The 16844-nt window shown below is 38.2% G+C and carries 12 protein-coding genes and 1 other annotated feature; of the genes, 8 read left to right on the top strand and 4 right to left on the bottom strand.

Annotation, left to right across the window (positions count from 1 at the left end):
- The first annotated feature begins 106 nt into the window (after nt 1–106).
- Nucleotides 107–368 (top strand) — a binding site (T-box leader).
- Nucleotides 369–461: 93 nt separating this feature from the next.
- Both tyrS and PQ460_RS08100 read left to right on the top strand, forming a co-directional pair.
- Entirely contained in the window at nt 462–1715 is a 1254-nt protein-coding gene (gene tyrS / locus PQ460_RS08095; RefSeq protein ID WP_274172310.1) for a tyrosine--tRNA ligase, read from the top strand.
- 226 nt (nt 1716–1941) lie between these two features.
- Nucleotides 1942–3999: a methyl-accepting chemotaxis protein gene (locus PQ460_RS08100; protein WP_273613027.1), complete on the top strand. Its 2058-nt coding sequence runs from the start codon at nt 1942–1944 to the stop codon at nt 3997–3999.
- 152 nt (nt 4000–4151) lie between these two features.
- Here the strand turns inward: PQ460_RS08100 and rpsD are convergent, their stop codons facing one another.
- Complete coding sequence (gene rpsD / locus PQ460_RS08105) at nt 4152–4751, bottom strand: 30S ribosomal protein S4 (RefSeq protein ID WP_204823349.1); 600 nt, start codon at nt 4749–4751, stop codon at nt 4152–4154.
- Nucleotides 4752–5152: 401 nt separating this feature from the next.
- On the opposite strand from rpsD, the gene PQ460_RS08110 reads away from it, so the two are divergent.
- The 4 genes from PQ460_RS08110 (at nt 5153) to PQ460_RS08125 (ending at nt 9380) form a co-directional block, all read left to right on the top strand.
- The gene (locus PQ460_RS08110; RefSeq protein WP_274172311.1) at nt 5153–7123 is read left to right on the top strand and encodes a sensor domain-containing diguanylate cyclase; all 1971 of its coding nucleotides are present in this window, start codon (nt 5153–5155) and stop codon (nt 7121–7123) included.
- A 179-nt stretch (nt 7124–7302) separates the two neighbouring features.
- A complete protein-coding gene (locus PQ460_RS08115) occupies nt 7303–8418 on the top strand; it encodes an aminopeptidase (protein ID WP_204823351.1) in 1116 nt (371 codons plus the stop codon).
- A gap of 208 nt (nt 8419–8626) precedes the next feature.
- Nucleotides 8627–8884, top strand: a complete 258-nt coding sequence (locus tag PQ460_RS08120) for an HPr family phosphocarrier protein (RefSeq protein WP_069329023.1) — start codon at nt 8627–8629, stop codon at nt 8882–8884.
- A gap of 196 nt (nt 8885–9080) precedes the next feature.
- Complete coding sequence (locus PQ460_RS08125; RefSeq protein ID WP_069329024.1) at nt 9081–9380, top strand: Fpa/YlaN family protein; 300 nt, start codon at nt 9081–9083, stop codon at nt 9378–9380.
- 69 nt (nt 9381–9449) lie between these two features.
- Here the strand turns inward: PQ460_RS08125 and cax are convergent, their stop codons facing one another.
- Nucleotides 9450–10514: a calcium/proton exchanger gene (cax, locus tag PQ460_RS08130; protein ID WP_273613025.1), complete on the bottom strand. Its 1065-nt coding sequence runs from the start codon at nt 10512–10514 to the stop codon at nt 9450–9452.
- Between the two features lie 193 nt (nt 10515–10707).
- On the opposite strand from cax, the gene PQ460_RS08135 reads away from it, so the two are divergent.
- The gene (locus PQ460_RS08135; RefSeq protein ID WP_204823353.1) at nt 10708–11070 is read left to right on the top strand and encodes an Asp23/Gls24 family envelope stress response protein; all 363 of its coding nucleotides are present in this window, start codon (nt 10708–10710) and stop codon (nt 11068–11070) included.
- Between the two features lie 71 nt (nt 11071–11141).
- Here the strand turns inward: PQ460_RS08135 and ftsW are convergent, their stop codons facing one another.
- Nucleotides 11142–12314 (bottom strand): putative lipid II flippase FtsW, encoded by a 1173-nt coding sequence (gene ftsW, locus PQ460_RS08140; RefSeq protein WP_274172896.1) that lies wholly within the window; start codon nt 12312–12314, stop codon nt 11142–11144.
- Nucleotides 12315–12818: 504 nt separating this feature from the next.
- Between ftsW and PQ460_RS08145 the strand changes: the two genes are divergently transcribed.
- The gene (locus PQ460_RS08145) at nt 12819–14000 is read left to right on the top strand and encodes a M20 metallopeptidase family protein (RefSeq protein ID WP_274172312.1); all 1182 of its coding nucleotides are present in this window, start codon (nt 12819–12821) and stop codon (nt 13998–14000) included.
- A 180-nt stretch (nt 14001–14180) separates the two neighbouring features.
- On the opposite strand, the gene PQ460_RS08150 is transcribed toward PQ460_RS08145, so the two are convergent.
- Nucleotides 14181–16808: a X2-like carbohydrate binding domain-containing protein gene (locus PQ460_RS08150; protein ID WP_274172313.1), complete on the bottom strand. Its 2628-nt coding sequence runs from the start codon at nt 16806–16808 to the stop codon at nt 14181–14183.
- Nucleotides 16809–16844: the final 36 nt, after the last annotated feature.

Raw genomic sequence — 16844 nt, forward strand, 5'->3', positions numbered from 1 at the left:
CGATAAAAGTAGGATGGGCACAAAGTCGGATGTGAACAAGCATTGACTTGTTTGCAAAAGGTATGTTATAAAAGTGATACGTTGAAGCAATCTACAATTACATAACACAAAGACGAAGAAAGACACCCAGTAGAAGTGAAGATTACCGTTCTCAGAGAACCGATGGTTGGTGCAAATCGGCAAGCGGACTTCCTTTGAATTACAGGTCTGGAGTCGTTTGATATTAATGAATGTATCTATAATATCAAGCCGGGATGAAGATTCCGTTATATATAATGAAGTGAGAAGCTGACTATATCTTATGATGTTATAAGTATGAGATCAGTCTTCTAATTAGGGTGGTAACGCGAGGCCTGCTCGTCCCTTTATGGGGATGGGTAGGTCTTTTTTGGTGCTCATTTTCAAGCAGGCACTCTAACGGAAGTCATCCGTATAATGATGTGATAGGGAGCGAATAGATAATGAAATGGGAAGAACTAACACCAGCACAACAAGCAGAAGTAGAAAAACAATTAAGTGTAATCGAGCGAGGAACAGCAGAGATTATTCCTGAAGATGCACTGCGTCAAAAAGTGATCAAATCAGTAGCAACAGGTAAACCATTAACGGTCAAATTAGGTCTTGATCCATCTGCACCAGATATTCATATTGGACATACTGTTGTTTTGCAGAAGTTACGTCAATTTCAAGAATTAGGGCATCATGTTCAATTGATTATTGGTGACTTTACCGGAAGAATTGGTGATCCAACAGGTAAATCAGAGACACGTAAGCAATTAACCGAAGAACAAGTTAAGCATAATGCAGAGACGTACAAAGAGCAGATCACAAAGATTCTTGATCCTAGCAAAATGAAAGTATACTTTAACTCCGAATGGCTAAGCCCGATGAATTTTGCAGATGTAGTCAATCTAGCTGCCAAAGTTACAGTAGCACGCATGTTAGAACGGGATGATTTTACAAAGCGCTACCAGGGTGGTCAGCCTATCAGTATTCACGAATTTTTCTACCCGTTGATGCAAGGGATGGATTCTGTAGCACTTGAAAGTGATATCGAAATTGGTGGTACAGACCAGAAGTTTAACTTATTGATGGGACGTACACTGCAAAAAGAATACGGTAAAGCAACTCAAGTAGCGATCACTTTACCGATTATTGAAGGATTAGATGGCGTTCAGAAAATGAGTAAAAGTCTGGGTAACTACATCGGGATCAACGAAGAGCCGAACGAAATTTTTGGTAAATCTATGAGTGTACCTGATGAATTGATGCTCAAGTACTACGAGTTAACAACAGATATTTCAAATGAAGATCTGGCTAAGCTCAAAGCAGGACTTGCAGATGGTTCTATCCATCCACGTGATGCCAAAATGAATCTAGCTCAAAATTATGTGCGTATGTTCCATAATGAAGAAGCAGGAGTGGCTGCGAAAAATCATTTTGTGACTGTATTCCAACAGCGTGCATTACCTGATGATATTCAAGAGGTAGTCATTGATGAAAGTCTTTTGGAAAATGGACAAATCGGTCTTATTAAATTGGTAATGACCTTGGGATTTGCAACATCTACCAGTGAAGCTAGACGTAGTATTCAACAAGGTGCTCTCAAAATTAACGAGCAAAAACATGACGATGTGAATGCAAGTATCGAACTGTCTGATGGAGATATCGTACAAGTAGGTAAACGTAAATTTGCCAAAATCAAAAAAGCTTAATCCAGATTCAATCCAAATTCAATCCAAATGCATTTCAACCTTTGGTATTACTTCGGTAATGCTAAAGGTTTTTTTGTATTCATTACAGGTAACGGGATAAACAGTCACAAAATAGTCAGTTGTTTATCCAATATCTCAAAGTGAAACTATTAATTTTATGTATCAATTTGTCGATATAAGTAGAATGTGGATTTTATTATAGATAAAGAGAGGATAGGTAATTACATTGCGTAGATTCAAGTTTAAAAGTATCCAGGCTCGCACATTATTAACATTACTTCCGATTGTTATTATCGCTCTTGTAGGGATTAGTGTGTTATCGTACCAATTTGCAAAGGAGAAGCTTAATACAGAAATCAATACCAATGCTAATAACACATTAATAGGACTGAATGAGAGCTTAAACAGTCAATTAAAACAAAATTCAATGATTGTATCATCACTTGCAGCAGCTACAGGAGAATTGGGAAATAATCTAGATATTGCTGATTATTTTAAACTGACAGAACGCTGGCAAATGTTAAGTCCATTTACGTACGGGGTAGGTATTTTCTTCGCAGAAAATCAGTATGAACAAGGTGTTAAATATCGGTCTGCTTATGCAATCCGAGATGGAGACAAAATTACAACAACAACAGAATATGATGATCCCGCTTATGATTATTTAACACAACCTTATTACACTGCAACTCTTAATAACTTTGATAAAATCTATTATACAGAACCATTTACCGATTCGGTTAGTAAAATCAAAATGATTACAGCAGGCAAAACGATTCGTAATAATGATGGTCAAGTGCTCGGTGTCGCTTTGGCAGATATCAGTATGAATAATATTCGAGATTATGTAAACAATCTTAAAATAGGTACAGCCGGTCGTGCTATATTGGTCAGCGGTAAAGGCGAAGTACTAGCAAGTGGTAGACCTGAGATTGTAGCGGATATGCCTTTGAAAGATGAAAAAATAGAAGGCATGGATACAGTAGCTAACCTGATTAACAAAAATCAAACAGGTCGTACAGTAGTGAATATTCAGGGAGAATTAAATACTGTTTTCTATATGACTGTGCAAGAAACAGGTTGGAAAATTGCTGTAGTTTTACCTGACTCTGAAATTCAACAGCCTACTCAAGAATTGCTACATATTCTAATTATTGTAGGCGCAATCGGTATCATCATTATTAGTGCCGCGATTTTGTGGAATAATATAGGGATGATTCGAGAAACGCGTAAAGTAGTCGAAGTCAGCCGTAAAATGGCTGTAGGCGATTATTCTGCACGATTGTCTAATCAAAGAGCAGATGAATTTGGTCAGATGGCTAATGAGTTTAACAAAGTGCTAGAGTCTACCAGTGGCATTATGAATCATCTGAATCAACAATCGACTATGATTCAAAATGCAGCTACAGAGATCGCTCAAGATTCAACGATGGCCGCCACAGATGCAGGTCATAATGTCAAAGAGTTGCAACAAATGGAAAGTGGTGCCGAATTACAATTAAAAGCTGCTGATGAAAGTACAGTAGCGATGGAAGAAATGGCGATTGGTGTACAACGGATCGCAGAATCGGTACAAGAAGTATCAGAAGCTACAGTTATTATTGAGCAAAAAGCAGAGCAGGGTAACCAGCATCTGAACAAAGCAGTTCAGCAAATTGATAGAGCTAAAGAAGTCATGGATGAAGCAGGACGTATGGCGGCTTCACTAAATGAACGTTCTCAACAGATCAGTAGCATTATAGATATGATTCAATCGATTAACAAACAGACGACATTGCTTGCTCTGAATGCTTCTATTGAAGCAGCACGAGCAGGAGAAGCAGGTCGTGGATTCGCTGTAGTCGCGTCTGAGATCAGTAATCTAGCAAATAACGTTGGAGATTCAGCTAGATTGATTACTGAACAGATTGTGTCTATGCAAGCAGAAACGTCTGCTGTAGTAAATGGGATGAAAGATGGTTCAACACAGGTTACCGACGGTATCATCATGTTGGAAGATACGAAGCAGATGTTTGCTTCTATTAGTGGAGATATTGAAAGTGTAGCTGGTGAGATTCAAGAAGTATCATCTGCATCTGAACAAATGTCAGCTGGCGCAGAAGAAGTGACAGCATCTTTGAATAACCTGGCGGATATTGCTAAATCATCAGCAGTGCGTGCAGCAAGTGCAACAGAACGTTCTACACAACAGTCACAATCTTTACAGCAGTTACAAGCTTCCGCACAATCTTTAGATGCTGTATCAGATGCTTTGAATGAACTTATTTCTAAATTCCGTACTTGATAGCATGATCCCTTTATGATGATGCAATAGATTCAAATGGATAGGATAGACCAAAAAACCGTCTGCAATATGCTGGCGGTTTTTTGGTATTGTCTCGATAACCAAATAAAAAAAGCTGTCAGAGAATTCTCTGACAGCTTTGAATTTAAATCTTAACGGTTGTAGAACTCAACGATTTGTTTTTCGTCGATTTCTTGAGACAATTCAGAACGCTCTGGCAAACGGATATATTTACCTTCAACAGCGTTTTCGTTGTACTCGATGTAAGCAGGCAAGTGTGAACGGTTTTCGATAGCTTCTTTAACAGAAGACAAGCTACGGCTTCTTTCACGAAGACCAATAACATCACCTGGTTTTACGGAGTAAGAAGCGATATCTACTTTTTTACCGTTAACAGTGATATGACCGTGGGATACCAATTGACGTGCTCCAGCGCGGCTGTTAGCAAAACCAATACGGTAAGCCAAGTTATCCAAGCGGCTTTCTAGCAAGAACATGAAGTTTTCACCAGCAATACCTTGAATTTTTTGTGCTTTCGAGAACAAAGTACGGAATTGTTTTTCGCCCAAACCATACATGTGACGCAATTTTTGTTTTTCTTGTAATTGCATACCATAGTTACTCATTTTACGACGTTGGTTCGCTCCGTGTTGACCTGGAGGGAAAGGACGTTTCAAATCTTTACCATTGCCGCTTAGGGAAATACCAAGACGACGACTTAATTTAAATTTAGGACCAGTGTAACGTGACATTTATAATAAGCTCCTTCGTAATTAAAGTTTTATTTTGAATATAAACATTCCGGGGCTTTGGGTCTGTGATTCATGTTGCCGCGTTTTGTTTGTCGTAGGCTCGGATAGGAAGCGTACTACTAGCAAAAATGTTCAGCCGCAGTCTTGCTAGCAACAAAAAGCGTGAGGGTGAAACAACGTTACCCCAAATTAAAGTCTATCCAGTCTTCATCAATAATAAATTATATAGGAAATAGGGATCTGTCGTCAATAGGTTTTTAAATATTGTTTGTGTAAAATTTATTACGGGTTATTTCTGTATTAAATATTGTGTGCAAACCATAGCATAAAATTGTAGAATGAGTGTATTAATGTTAAGAAATTTAGTCACTTATTAGTATTCGTGAAAGGAGGCATTTTATATGTCAGACAATCAATGGAATTATCCGGTGCAAGCCTGGCGTACCGAAGAAGGACATGCCTCCTATCCGGTTGTATCAACTGCTGACGAAACGTTCTGGCTGCAAAATCTGGATATTAATCCTGAAGATTTTCCGCATATTGAACCACTGTTGCAAGAAAGTCTGGAAGATTGGCAACAACAAAATCATTCTCAAATGCGGATAGGTAATGCACATTGGTTTTTAATAAATCATATGCATAAATATATAGGCGGAGATCAGACAAGTGATCATTTGATACCAAAGATAGATATAGCAACCTTAACTCCTCATACGAATCAGGAGCATGTGATTGAATACGAAGAAGGACTTTATCGATATACGATGGTTCCTATTTATACTCGCCGTCATCATCAACAATTTGCGATGATGGGATGTGCTCAAATCCATCGTGACTCCGATGTATTATCGACAGAAGAAATTAAATTGCTTGTGTTGCATTATAAAAGTCTATTTTATCGTCGCTTCGAATATACATTTGTAGCGGATATGTTACATTCCAAAACACTAGCAGAGCGTGAAGCCCAGCGTCGTTCTGTCTTGTTTCAAGTGATTCAACGTATGCACGACAAATTCGATATCGATGCTTTGATTAATGAGCTTTTTGCTATCGTAGATCAGATGTATCCACAGGTGGAATTTGAACTGCTAGTATCACAAGATAATAAAAGTAACAATGCTAGAGTAAAGCCTTTATCGTTGCAAAATCCAAAAGAAGATATGTGTGTACGTGCTTTTACAGCAGGGCAACCACTTATGGAAATACACGCCAAAGCTCAAGGGTCTGATCGAATGGAAGTAGCGATTCCTTTGATTGGCAAGCAAGCGATCTATGGTGTATTTCATCTATTGTCTGAGTCTCCTTTAGAGGAAGAAGATATAGAGCTCATGAGAATTATGGCAGAAGCGGCTGGACGTACATTTGAAAATGCTAAATTATATGAACAATCACAATTGCTCAACGAAGATCTGCGTCTCATCAATGAGATTACAAGAAGGCTCAACCAAAGTCTGCAATTGAACGAGATTTTTGATATTGCAGGTAAAGAATTGCTTGATGTATTCAAAGCAGAGACCGTCGCAGTACTCCATCTGAATCCAGAGACAGAGCAATTTGAAGTGGTCACCGGTAATGTTCCAAGTATGGAAGGCAAGTCAGTAGGGAAAGATCATGGATATACCGGATTACTGTATCGAACCAAAGAGCCTGTGATCTTATCTGATTATTGCCAAAATCCTAGTCTGGAATCGTTATTTATGAATGCTTCAGGTTCTTGTTCGATGATCGCTTCTCCGTTAATGAGTGGTGGAGAAGTCAATGGATCGATCTTTTTAGGTCATCGTACCAGTCATTATTTTTCATATGGTAATTTTAAGCTATTACAAGTCATTACAACGCACATTGGACTAGCAGTAGCCAATGCAACCCTACATGATGAAGTAAGACGTATGGCAAGCCGTGACGCGCTCACAGGGTTATATCTACGTCGCTATCTAGACGAAAAGATTCACAGCTATCAAAGCAAAGAAGATAGCGGAACGTTATTGATGGTCGATATAGATAAATTCAAACAGGTGAACGATACGTATGGTCATCAGATCGGCGATGAGATTTTGAAGCAAGTCAGTAAAATGATTCAATCTTCTATTCGTGAAGACGATATTGCAGCCCGATGGGGCGGAGAAGAACTGGCGGTCTATTTCCCTCAGATTGATGCAGAAAAAACAGAAGTGATCGCTGAACGGATTCGTGAAAAAATCGAACAGGAAACAGATCCAACAGTGACCGTTTCTTGCGGAATTGCAGCATGGGATCGCAAAGACAAAAAAGTAAGTGTAGAGTCTTTATTTTATCGTGCAGATATGGCGCTATATCAGGCTAAAAAAAGTGGACGTAATCAAGTCTGTATCGATGAAAGTCCAAGAGAATAATATAAGGAGTAGTTCTATAGGATCATTATCGATAAGCGATATAGATGCTAGAGCTACTTTTTTTATTTTATAACGACAGGTAAAGACAAGAAACTTAACATCGTGATACAATGTTTTTTGAATAATTAACCGTTGTTCAAAAAATATTTAAAAAACTATTTACGAGGGGAAGATATGTGATGCAAGATCCTAGAGTAAAAGTATTAGCCAAAAATTTGGTTGAATATTCAATCGATGTACAACCAGGGGAAAATGTTTTGGTCGAAATGATCGGTAATGAACGTGATCTATTAAATGCAGTGATTCATGCGATTGGCGAACGAGGCGGTAATGTGTTTGTTCAATTGACTGATCGTAAAGTACAACGTGCTATGTTGATGAATGCGACAGAATCAAGCATGAAAACATGGGCTGCACTTGATCTAGAACGCATGAAGCAGATGCAAGGTTATATTGGTATTCGTGCAGGCGAGAATATCAATGATCTATCCGATGTTCCTGATGACAAACAAAAGTTGTACAACAGTATTTATCAACATGCTGTTCATAGCGAGCAACGTGTTAAACATACCAAATGGGTAGTACTTCGTTATCCAAATGCAAGCATGGCACAATTGGCAGGAATGAGCACAGAAGCATTTGAAGATTTCTATTTTGACGTATGTAATCTAGATTACGCTAAAATGGACAAAGCTCAAGATGCGTTAGAGCAATTAATGATCCGTACAGACAAAGTTCGCTTAGTCGGTAAAAATACAGATTTGCAATTCTCTATCAAAGATATCGGTGCTAAAAAATGTTCCGGTCAACGCAATATTCCAGATGGTGAAGTATTTAGCGCGCCGGTTCGTGATTCGGTTAATGGCGTTATCAGCTACAACACACCAACGGTATATAACGGTACTACTTTTGAAGGCATCACTTTCCGTTTTGAAAATGGTAAAATTGTTGAAGCAACAAGTAATGATACTGAGAAATTAAACAGCATTTTGGATTCAGATGATGGTGCTCGTCATATCGGAGAATTTGCAATTGGATTCCATCCTCATATTTTGCATCCGATGAACGATATTTTATTTGATGAAAAAATTGCAGGTAGTTTCCACTTCACACCAGGACAAGCATATGAAGAAACAGATAACGGTAATCGTTCTTCGATTCACTGGGATCTAGTATTTATTCAACGTCCAGAATACGGTGGCGGTGAGATTTACTTTGATGATGTATTGATTCGCAAAGACGGAATCTTTGTGTTGCCAGAACTAGAAGCGCTTAATCCAGAGAACTTGAAATAATCTTTTAATAAATACTATAAAAGATTGAAAATGGTAAAAGAGGTTATATATTGTTGAGAGCATCTTATACGCTATTCACAATCGTAACCTCTTTTTATCGCTCTCATACGCTGTAAGAAATGGGTTGCATAAGAAAGCGTATTCAATTATGATGTAAATGGAAAACCTGAATTGTTGAAAATTTTAGTCGGAGTAGGAGGGTTCTCAAATGGCAACAAGTAATACGAATAATGCCGCAGTAGTTGAAATCGCACAGACAGCAGGTCAGTTCACTTCTTCTATTGTTTTACAACACGAATCTAAATTTATTGATGTTAAAAGTATTTTGGGGCTATTTACAACACTTGTGAAAAATCAAGATTATGAGCTCCATGTACATGGACCAGACGAAGAAGAGGCTAAAAAAGCAGTAGTTGCTGCTTTTGAAAAGCACGGACTTGCCGTAAAACTTGCAGAAGGTCAATGATTAACGAAATGCTGCTGATTCCTTGTGAATCGCAGCATTTTTTGTATGGATCAATCCTAATTCTATTTTTCAATAAATAGTTAAAATATAATGTAAATTCCTTTAATTTCGTTAGGGGTTCTTGTATTAGCCTCCAATTTCGTCTAATATTAATAGTAGTAGTGACTGACGATTCTCGAACATGGGGGGGAAGAGCATGACTTCATCTGATTTACAAGAGCAGTTGAATATAAAAGCATTGAATCTTCTACAAGAAGATGCAAATAAAATTGAAAAATTAATTGAAATACAGATGGAGAATTTGGATACTCGTTACTGTCCTCTGTACGAGGAAGTTCTGGATACTCAAGTATACGGCTTTTCCAAAGAAGTAGATTTTGCTATACGTGCTGGATTTGTTTCTGAGCCTGTAGGCAAACAGCTGATCAGCAACCTGGAGCGTAATTTGTCTGTGTTGTATGAAGCCATGAATAATAAACAACAGTCTGCTGAGTAGCAGACTTTCGTTACATAGAAACGCCTGTACCTTCAGAAGAGGGCACAGGCGTTTTTGGTTTGTTTTAATTTAGACAAGATAGAAAGAGACACCTAGAATAATATAAGTGACTAATAACAATAGACCTTCATACCAGTTGGTCGAACCATCTTGAATAATAGATTTGGCGATAAATACAGATACCATAATCGCGACAAGTTCTAGAGTCGTAAATACAATATCCATCGTATTGCCTAAGAAAAAGCTCACAAAAATCAGTACTGGCGCTACAAAGAGAGCAATCTGTAGACTACTACCGACAGCAATCTCAACCGATGCACCAATTTTGTTTTTCATCGCTAACATAATCGCAGCACTATGTTCAGCAGCATTACCAATAATCGCTACTACAAATGCACCGACAAATAATTCACTGAATCCAAAGTCTGTTGTAAATGTCTCAAGCGTACCTACAAGCCATTCACTGACAAAAGCAGTCATGACAGTAGCAATCACCAAAAACAAAATAGATTTATTTTTAGACCATTTGGGTTCTTCATGATCTTCAGGTGCTTTGGGATCTTTCACATCTTCAAGATACTTTTTGTGTGTAATCATCGAGAAGATCAACCAGGCAACATACGCAGCGATCAATAGTCCGGCTACAATCAGACTAAGTGTATCGACTTCGGTAGGAGTGATCGAATGAGTATTCAAAAATAAAGCAGGAACAAATAGTGCGATGACAGCTACAATCATCAATGAACCGTTCATATTAGCAAGCGCTACATTAAAGTTCTGAATCTTATGCTTTACACCACCTGCAAAAATACTAAGACCAAGTACCAGTAATAGATTACCGATAATCGAGCCGGTTAAGCTGGCTTTGACCATATCGTATAATCCTTCACGTAGCAACATGATAGCGATAATTAACTCTGCGGCATTACCAAAGGTAGCGTTAAGAAATCCACCTAAACGTTGTCCCGCATAATGAGCTACACTTTCTGTAGCCCGTCCTAGAAATCCAGCGACTAATACAACAGCTATAGCCGAGACTACAAATTGTAGAATAGGATTCAAATGTGCATAATGAGCAATAGCACTAAACACAAAAAAGATAGCCAATAAAATCGTAGATAAATGTTTCTTCATTCTGCACCCCTTTTTCTATATATTTTATGTAAATTCTTTAACATTATAACCAAAACAGTAGTGTATTTAAACCAATTGCGTGAGATAAAGTTTAGATTTTGGCAAAATGCTGATACAATAGAGGAGAAAAGTCAGCTTGATATAGAAGTTCTTTTATAAAGATAATGGCTTAAGCTTTAGAGGAGGATGGGACATGACCGAATCATTACAATTGGAAATGGGTATTATCAAAATTGCCGATGACGTCGTAGCAAAAGTAGCGGGCATGGCCGCTTTAGAAACGCCAGGTATTGCTGCTATGTCTGGAGGATTATCCGATGGATTTGCCAAACGTCTAAGTGGTAAAAATGTACAAAAAGGAGTTACGGTAGAAGTCGGACAATTGGAAGCTGCAATTGATCTACGTATTATCGTGCTGTATGAAACTCCAATTCATGAAGTATGCCGCATGCTTCAACAAAATGTACGCGAAGCTGTAGAAAATCTAACCGGGCTTAAAGTGGTTGAAGTCAACGTAAAAGTAGAAGGCGTTGCTTTTAAAGACGATATTTTGTAGACATTTTGATCATAAACATACAAAAAGACGACAGAAGTAATCTCTGTCGTCTTTTTTATACTATCGTTTTATTATTTCATTCGCATCGAGATCGATTGACGATTACCGATACGTGAATTGGTTGTTTGTGATTTCTCACTAGCTACACGATTGGTTTCACGAGAAATACTTAACATGATTCCCATACTGGTCATCATCATAATCAATGATGTACCACCATAACTAATAAATGGTAGTGTAACCCCTGTAATTGGAATCGTATTCGTAACACCGCCGATATTAATAAACGCTTGAATCGCAATCAAGCTCATAATACCAACACCGACCAGTGTCCCAAAGATATCAGGGCAACGTAATGCGATAAACAAACCTCGCCAGATAAAATACCCGTACAGTAGTAGAAATAAGCTTGTTCCTATAAATCCGAATTCCTCACCGATTACTGCAAAAATAAAGTCATTGTAAGGGTTAGGAAGGTAATGAAGCTTCTGAATACTTTGTCCAAAACCTGAACCTGTAAATCCACCAACTCCAATAGCAGTTAACGATTGAACAAGGTTGTAAGAACTTCCTTTTTCATCAGCCATCGGATCAAGGAAAGCTTCAATCCGACCTGCTTTGTAGCTACTTTCTGTACCAGTGTTATCATCATGATTAAAAAGAGCACCTATACCTAATACAAGTGACGCTCCAAGAACGAGTAAAAGCACAGAAGCCATAATGTGTTTTACACTAGCGCCACCTGCAAAAATAATTAGACCCGCTGTTGCGACCAAAATCATACAAGAACCCAAGTCATTTTGTAAAAAGATCAAGCCAGCGATTAAGCCGACCACGACCATGACCGGAATATAGCCGCTACGTAAATCTCTTAATTTATCTCCTTTTTTGGAGATCAAAGCTGCTAGATACAAAATAACAGCTAATTTAGCAAATTCAGAAGGCTGAAGTGAAAATCCAAAAATATTCAACCAGCTTCGAGCACCATTGAGCTCTTTACCTACCATTAGAACGATAACCAGTAAGGCTAAAGTAATTAGAAAAAAGGGCGCAAACCATTTTTTATATTTACTATAGTGAGCTTTCATAGCGAAAAACATACCTACAAGACCGATAACCGCATATAAAATATGCTTTTTCGTAAAATACAAGGAGTCAAAGTTATAGTTTTTGTTCGTCCATGCAATGCTTGAACTTGCACTAAAGACCATAATAATACCAAAACAGACTAAAATGACGGTCATGATTAACAATTGAAAATCAGGAGCACCTTTTTTAGTGATTTTCTGTGCAGGTTGCTGTATATTACGCACATTAGAACTGGAAGAAGGATTCGCGTTCCGATAGCGATTAGCTGTTGTCTGGTTGTTTAGTGTTCGTGGCGAAGTATGTCTGATTTTATTCATAACGTGTCTCCAAGGATAGAACGGATATGTACAGATCAGAAGTATTCAAGGCAGTTAACCAACTGCTAATTTTCATGCACAAATCCTCCTTTTGTAATAAAAAAATGTATCTATTTTTTGTTTCATATCAAATTATGGTTAAGTTCACTTTTCATGATAGTACGTTTTGTAGGTAGGTGCAAGCTTTACCCGTCAGTTTGAACATAGATATTACCATGAATATACTATAATGAAACAGAATCTAGTCATATAAACTATTATTTAACCACCTGAGCAGTATTGAAACGTATAATTATGTGTATAATGAAATAATGAGAATAGCATTGAAAGGATGAAGAGCAGATGGGGAATTACAATTGGGAAGCTTTATTTCCAGATATGGTAGAATGGCGCAGGCATCTTCATCGTCATCCTGAATTATCTTATCAAGAACATCATACAATGAAGTTTATTGCTGATCTATTAATGTCTTTTGGAATTGAGACAACGTCCGGTGTCGGCGATACAGGAGTCATTGGTGTTATCAAAGGAGATTTACCCGGCAAAACAGTTGCGTTACGTGCTGATATTGATGCTTTACCTATTCAAGATGAAAAAGAATGTGAATATGCTTCACAGGTAGATGGTGTTATGCATGCTTGTGGACATGATGGTCATACCGCAGGCTTATTAGCAGTCGCTCGTTATTTTAGTGAACACCGAGCAACGTTAAAAGGTGAAATTCGTCTTATTTTTCAACCGGGTGAAGAAGTATGCCCGGGTGGCGCTCTGAAAATGATTGCCGCAGGTGCTCTTGAAGGTGTAGATGTTATCTATGGTGTGCATTTATGGTCGCCTTTGCCTGTCGGAATATTAGCTAGTGCCGCAGGTCCGATTATGGCTTCTGTTGATGACTTTGTGATTGATATTACAGGAAAAGGTGGTCATGGGGGGATTCCTCATGTGACTGTCGATAGTGTACTTACCGGATCGCAATTGGTAGTGCAATTACAATCTATCGTGAGTCGTAATGTGAATCCTTTGCAACCTGCTGTGTTAACGATCGGAACTATCAATAGTGGAACAGCCAAAAATGTAATTGCTGAAACTTGCCGAATAACGGGAACAGTACGTACATTTGATGAAGAAACTAGAGCAGTTATCCGTAAACGGTTTGACGAAGTGACCCGTCATGTATGTGCGATGAACGGAGCAGAAGTAGAGATTGATTATATGATGGGTTATCCACCACTGGTGAATCATGCGAGCGAAACAGAACGCTTTTTCGAAGTGGCTACCGAAGTCTTTGGAGCAGATCATGTTGAAGTGACTCCACCGATGATGCCAGCAGAAGATTTTGCTTATTATGTACAAGAAGTGCCAGGATGTTTTATTTTTGTTGGAGTTGGCAATGAAGATAAAGGGATTACGTATCCGCATCATCATCCAAGATTCGATATGGATGAAGCAGGAATGTTAAATGCCGCCAAAATATTAACAGCACTCGCTGAAAATTATTTGCAACAATCTGCGGTAGAAACGTAATCTATTTTGCAAGACTGAGTTGTAGTGTTATTTATAATGATGTGAAAAGTATTCAATAAACTATACTTTGTAAAAAAATTAGGCAACCAAAAAGATTCAGAACGGGCGAACAATACACCCCATTCTGAATCTTTTTTGCTACCAGCTGTTCCTATTCATCCATCATGTTATCACGATCACTCAAGTATCTGTAGAATTAATAATATTCAGATCGATTTTGAGTTGTGCTCCTGAAGCGAATTCAAGCTGTAAGCCTGACTTGCCAACTGCTCGTGATGTTAAAAAACTTCGTGTTAGCGTATACGTATCTCCATTAACTGTATAATCTTTGCCTTCGGTCAGACTACTCAACACATTTCCTTCTGTTCCGATATAACGAATCGTGGATAACGTATCTCCATTCAGATAGACATCCCATGTTACTTGATTCGCAGGATCATTTTGTTTGGACGGATTCAGATCATATGTTGCTGAAGTGATCGAGGTTGTCGGTTGTTGCGGATTTTCAGTACTGTTGTTATTGTATACCTGAATTTCAGTGAGTGTAGGCGTTCCAGTTGCACCAGGTTTGACGCTATCAATTAGCAAGCGAAGCTGACTACTTGTAATATCACCAAAATCTTTTAACGAGACATTGGTTCCCAAACCGTTGGTCTGCTTTTGAAAAGTAGTCCATGTATCTGTAGCTTCATCATATTGTTGCAATTCATATTCAAGAATACGTGGATCGGTTCCGCTATCGACATATTCGTCTAAATAGACTTCATCAAAAGCAATAGGTTTACCAAAATTGATAGTAATCTCGATTGGATAGGTGACTTCATCCGGGCTTGCCCAGCGTGTCGTTGTTTTGCCATCTACCAGATTAGTAGCTTCTAAGCCTTTATTTGGATGAGTATAATTAGCTGTAATCTGCTGATGAAGCGCTAGATTTTCACGTGGTGCAGGTTGCTCATTTTCGATAGGATTGGTATCCACAGGTGATTCAACTTTGGTTCCTATTGGACTTTCTTGAATTCCGATATCAATATTGTCGCCATAGTATAGATGATTGTTAAAGAAATCGGCTTGTCCTGCATGTACATTATAGCGACCAGTATCAATTAATGGTGAAGTTGGTTTGACTTTGAAATTAGCGGCTGAATCAACAATGTTAGCAACGCCATTACCACGTTTGTAATCCGCAGGATCAGCTACAAATTGCGGATCTGCTAGTACAGCATGCGCATCGGCTGGTTGTTGTGCAGACTGTACGCCACCAGCTTCATAGTACGCATTGTTCGAGAAGACAGCTTTGTTCAATGCTCCTTCTTTGCGGTACCATTTAGTAGGCGTAGTTGTTGATGTGTTATAAAATACATTATTTAAGAAATAAACGGTATCTTTAAATACTTCATCGTGGAACCAATCCATTTTGGAAGCATCATAGACAAATACATTATTCAGGAAATACGTAGGTGAATAGTTGGTAGATAGCATATTTTTAACAATAACTCCGTTATCATTTACACTTAAATTGTAGCGTGCAATCGAATTAGAGCTATTCCCCATATAAGCCATCCAACCTGCTGCATTATCATGAGAATAATTATATTGATAGGTTACATTAAAATTGGTGAATTCCAAATCCCACGGGGTACCATCATATTCTCCATACGGCCCGCCGTAGACTTCGTTATATTGCATAACCGTATCTGCCCCTGCCCATAAGTACAACCCACAAGAAACGGCATTATAGCGTTGCAAATAGCCATTCACTTCATTGTATTCGACAGTCATATCTTTGGTATTCGCTAGCTGAATCGCGCCTTGACCAATATCTTCCGCATAGTTATGACCGATATACACATCACGACTATATAAATCTCTGTTTTTCACCCATAGCTGTTCCCAACCTTCATGAAATTTACCTGTTTCATCATATTCACCAGAACTAGCATCGCGATCATAAAACCAGTTAAAAGCAAATTCAATCGCATGTAATTCTGTTTGATAGAAACGGTTATTTTCGATACGCACATCTTGGAAATAATAAGCACCTTCATCGTAAGATTTATAACTTTTTTCTCCAAATACTTGAAAAACGATGCCACCATAATGAATCTTTTGCCAGTCTGTAGGCCCATCAATATTGTGAATATAATTATCACTGATTCGGAAGTAATCCATAATTTTATCGTTTCCTTCTAGTAAATCAGCATTAATGGAAATAGATATACCATCTCGAACGACTGACTTGGTTTTGGCAGAGACATTAATATCGGTATTGAAATCATCATCGTTGGATAATTCAAGATTATGAATTTCCCAGTATTGCTGATTGCGTAGAACGACAGCACCGGTCAAACCGACTTTATTTTTATCTTTGACAAAATCTCCATTTATATATTGAAGAGGGTTATCTACTTTGCCGTTGGTAGCAATATAAGGTTTGCCCAGTGTTTCATCACCATAACGATCGATCACAATCGGTTTACCGGCTGTTCCTGATCCTTTGGGCCAGAGTTGCTGATTCTGCCAGCTCTCACCAGATTTAAGCAAAATACGATCTCCTGGCTGAAATGTAGTATTGTTTGCTTTTTGTAACGTTTGCCATGCAGTATCGATAGATTTACCGTCATTGGTATCTTTTCCATTGGTTGCATCAAGATAATAATCGGTTCCGCCGTATGGATTAGGAGCATTGCCGCTAAGTGCATTTTTAGGTGAGTCTACAGCAGTATTAGCATTCGCAGAATAAGTAGGGAATAGAGTAAATAATAACGTAAACAATACCAAGCCAATACAAGCTTTTTTAATGTTAGGCATTATAGACCTCCAATTGAATTTACTTTTCCAAACTAC

This window comes from Paenibacillus sp. KACC 21273 (assembly GCF_028736095.1).
GTDB classification, from domain to species: domain Bacteria; phylum Bacillota; class Bacilli; order Paenibacillales; family Paenibacillaceae; genus Saccharibacillus; species Saccharibacillus kyungheensis.

Excerpts from the sequence above, each read along its gene's own strand:
- PQ460_RS08135 (WP_204823353.1), top strand. The coding sequence starts at position 10,708 with ATGACCGAATCATTACAATTGGAAATGGGTATTATCAAAATTGCCGAT.
- PQ460_RS08115 (WP_204823351.1), top strand. The coding sequence starts at position 7,303 with ATGCAAGATCCTAGAGTAAAAGTATTAGCCAAAAATTTGGTTGAATAT.
- PQ460_RS08110 (WP_274172311.1), top strand. The coding sequence starts at position 5,153 with ATGTCAGACAATCAATGGAATTATCCGGTGCAAGCCTGGCGTACCGAA.
- ftsW (WP_274172896.1), bottom strand. The coding sequence starts at position 12,314 with ATGACCGTCATTTTAGTCTGTTTTGGTATTATTATGGTCTTTAGTGCA.
- PQ460_RS08150 (WP_274172313.1), bottom strand. The coding sequence starts at position 16,808 with ATGCCTAACATTAAAAAAGCTTGTATTGGCTTGGTATTGTTTACGTTA.
- PQ460_RS08145 (WP_274172312.1), top strand. The coding sequence starts at position 12,819 with ATGGGGAATTACAATTGGGAAGCTTTATTTCCAGATATGGTAGAATGG.
- rpsD (WP_204823349.1), bottom strand. The coding sequence starts at position 4,751 with ATGTCACGTTACACTGGTCCTAAATTTAAATTAAGTCGTCGTCTTGGT.
- PQ460_RS08120 (WP_069329023.1), top strand. The coding sequence starts at position 8,627 with ATGGCAACAAGTAATACGAATAATGCCGCAGTAGTTGAAATCGCACAG.
- PQ460_RS08125 (WP_069329024.1), top strand. The coding sequence starts at position 9,081 with ATGACTTCATCTGATTTACAAGAGCAGTTGAATATAAAAGCATTGAAT.
- tyrS (WP_274172310.1), top strand. The coding sequence starts at position 462 with ATGAAATGGGAAGAACTAACACCAGCACAACAAGCAGAAGTAGAAAAA.
- cax (WP_273613025.1), bottom strand. The coding sequence starts at position 10,514 with ATGAAGAAACATTTATCTACGATTTTATTGGCTATCTTTTTTGTGTTT.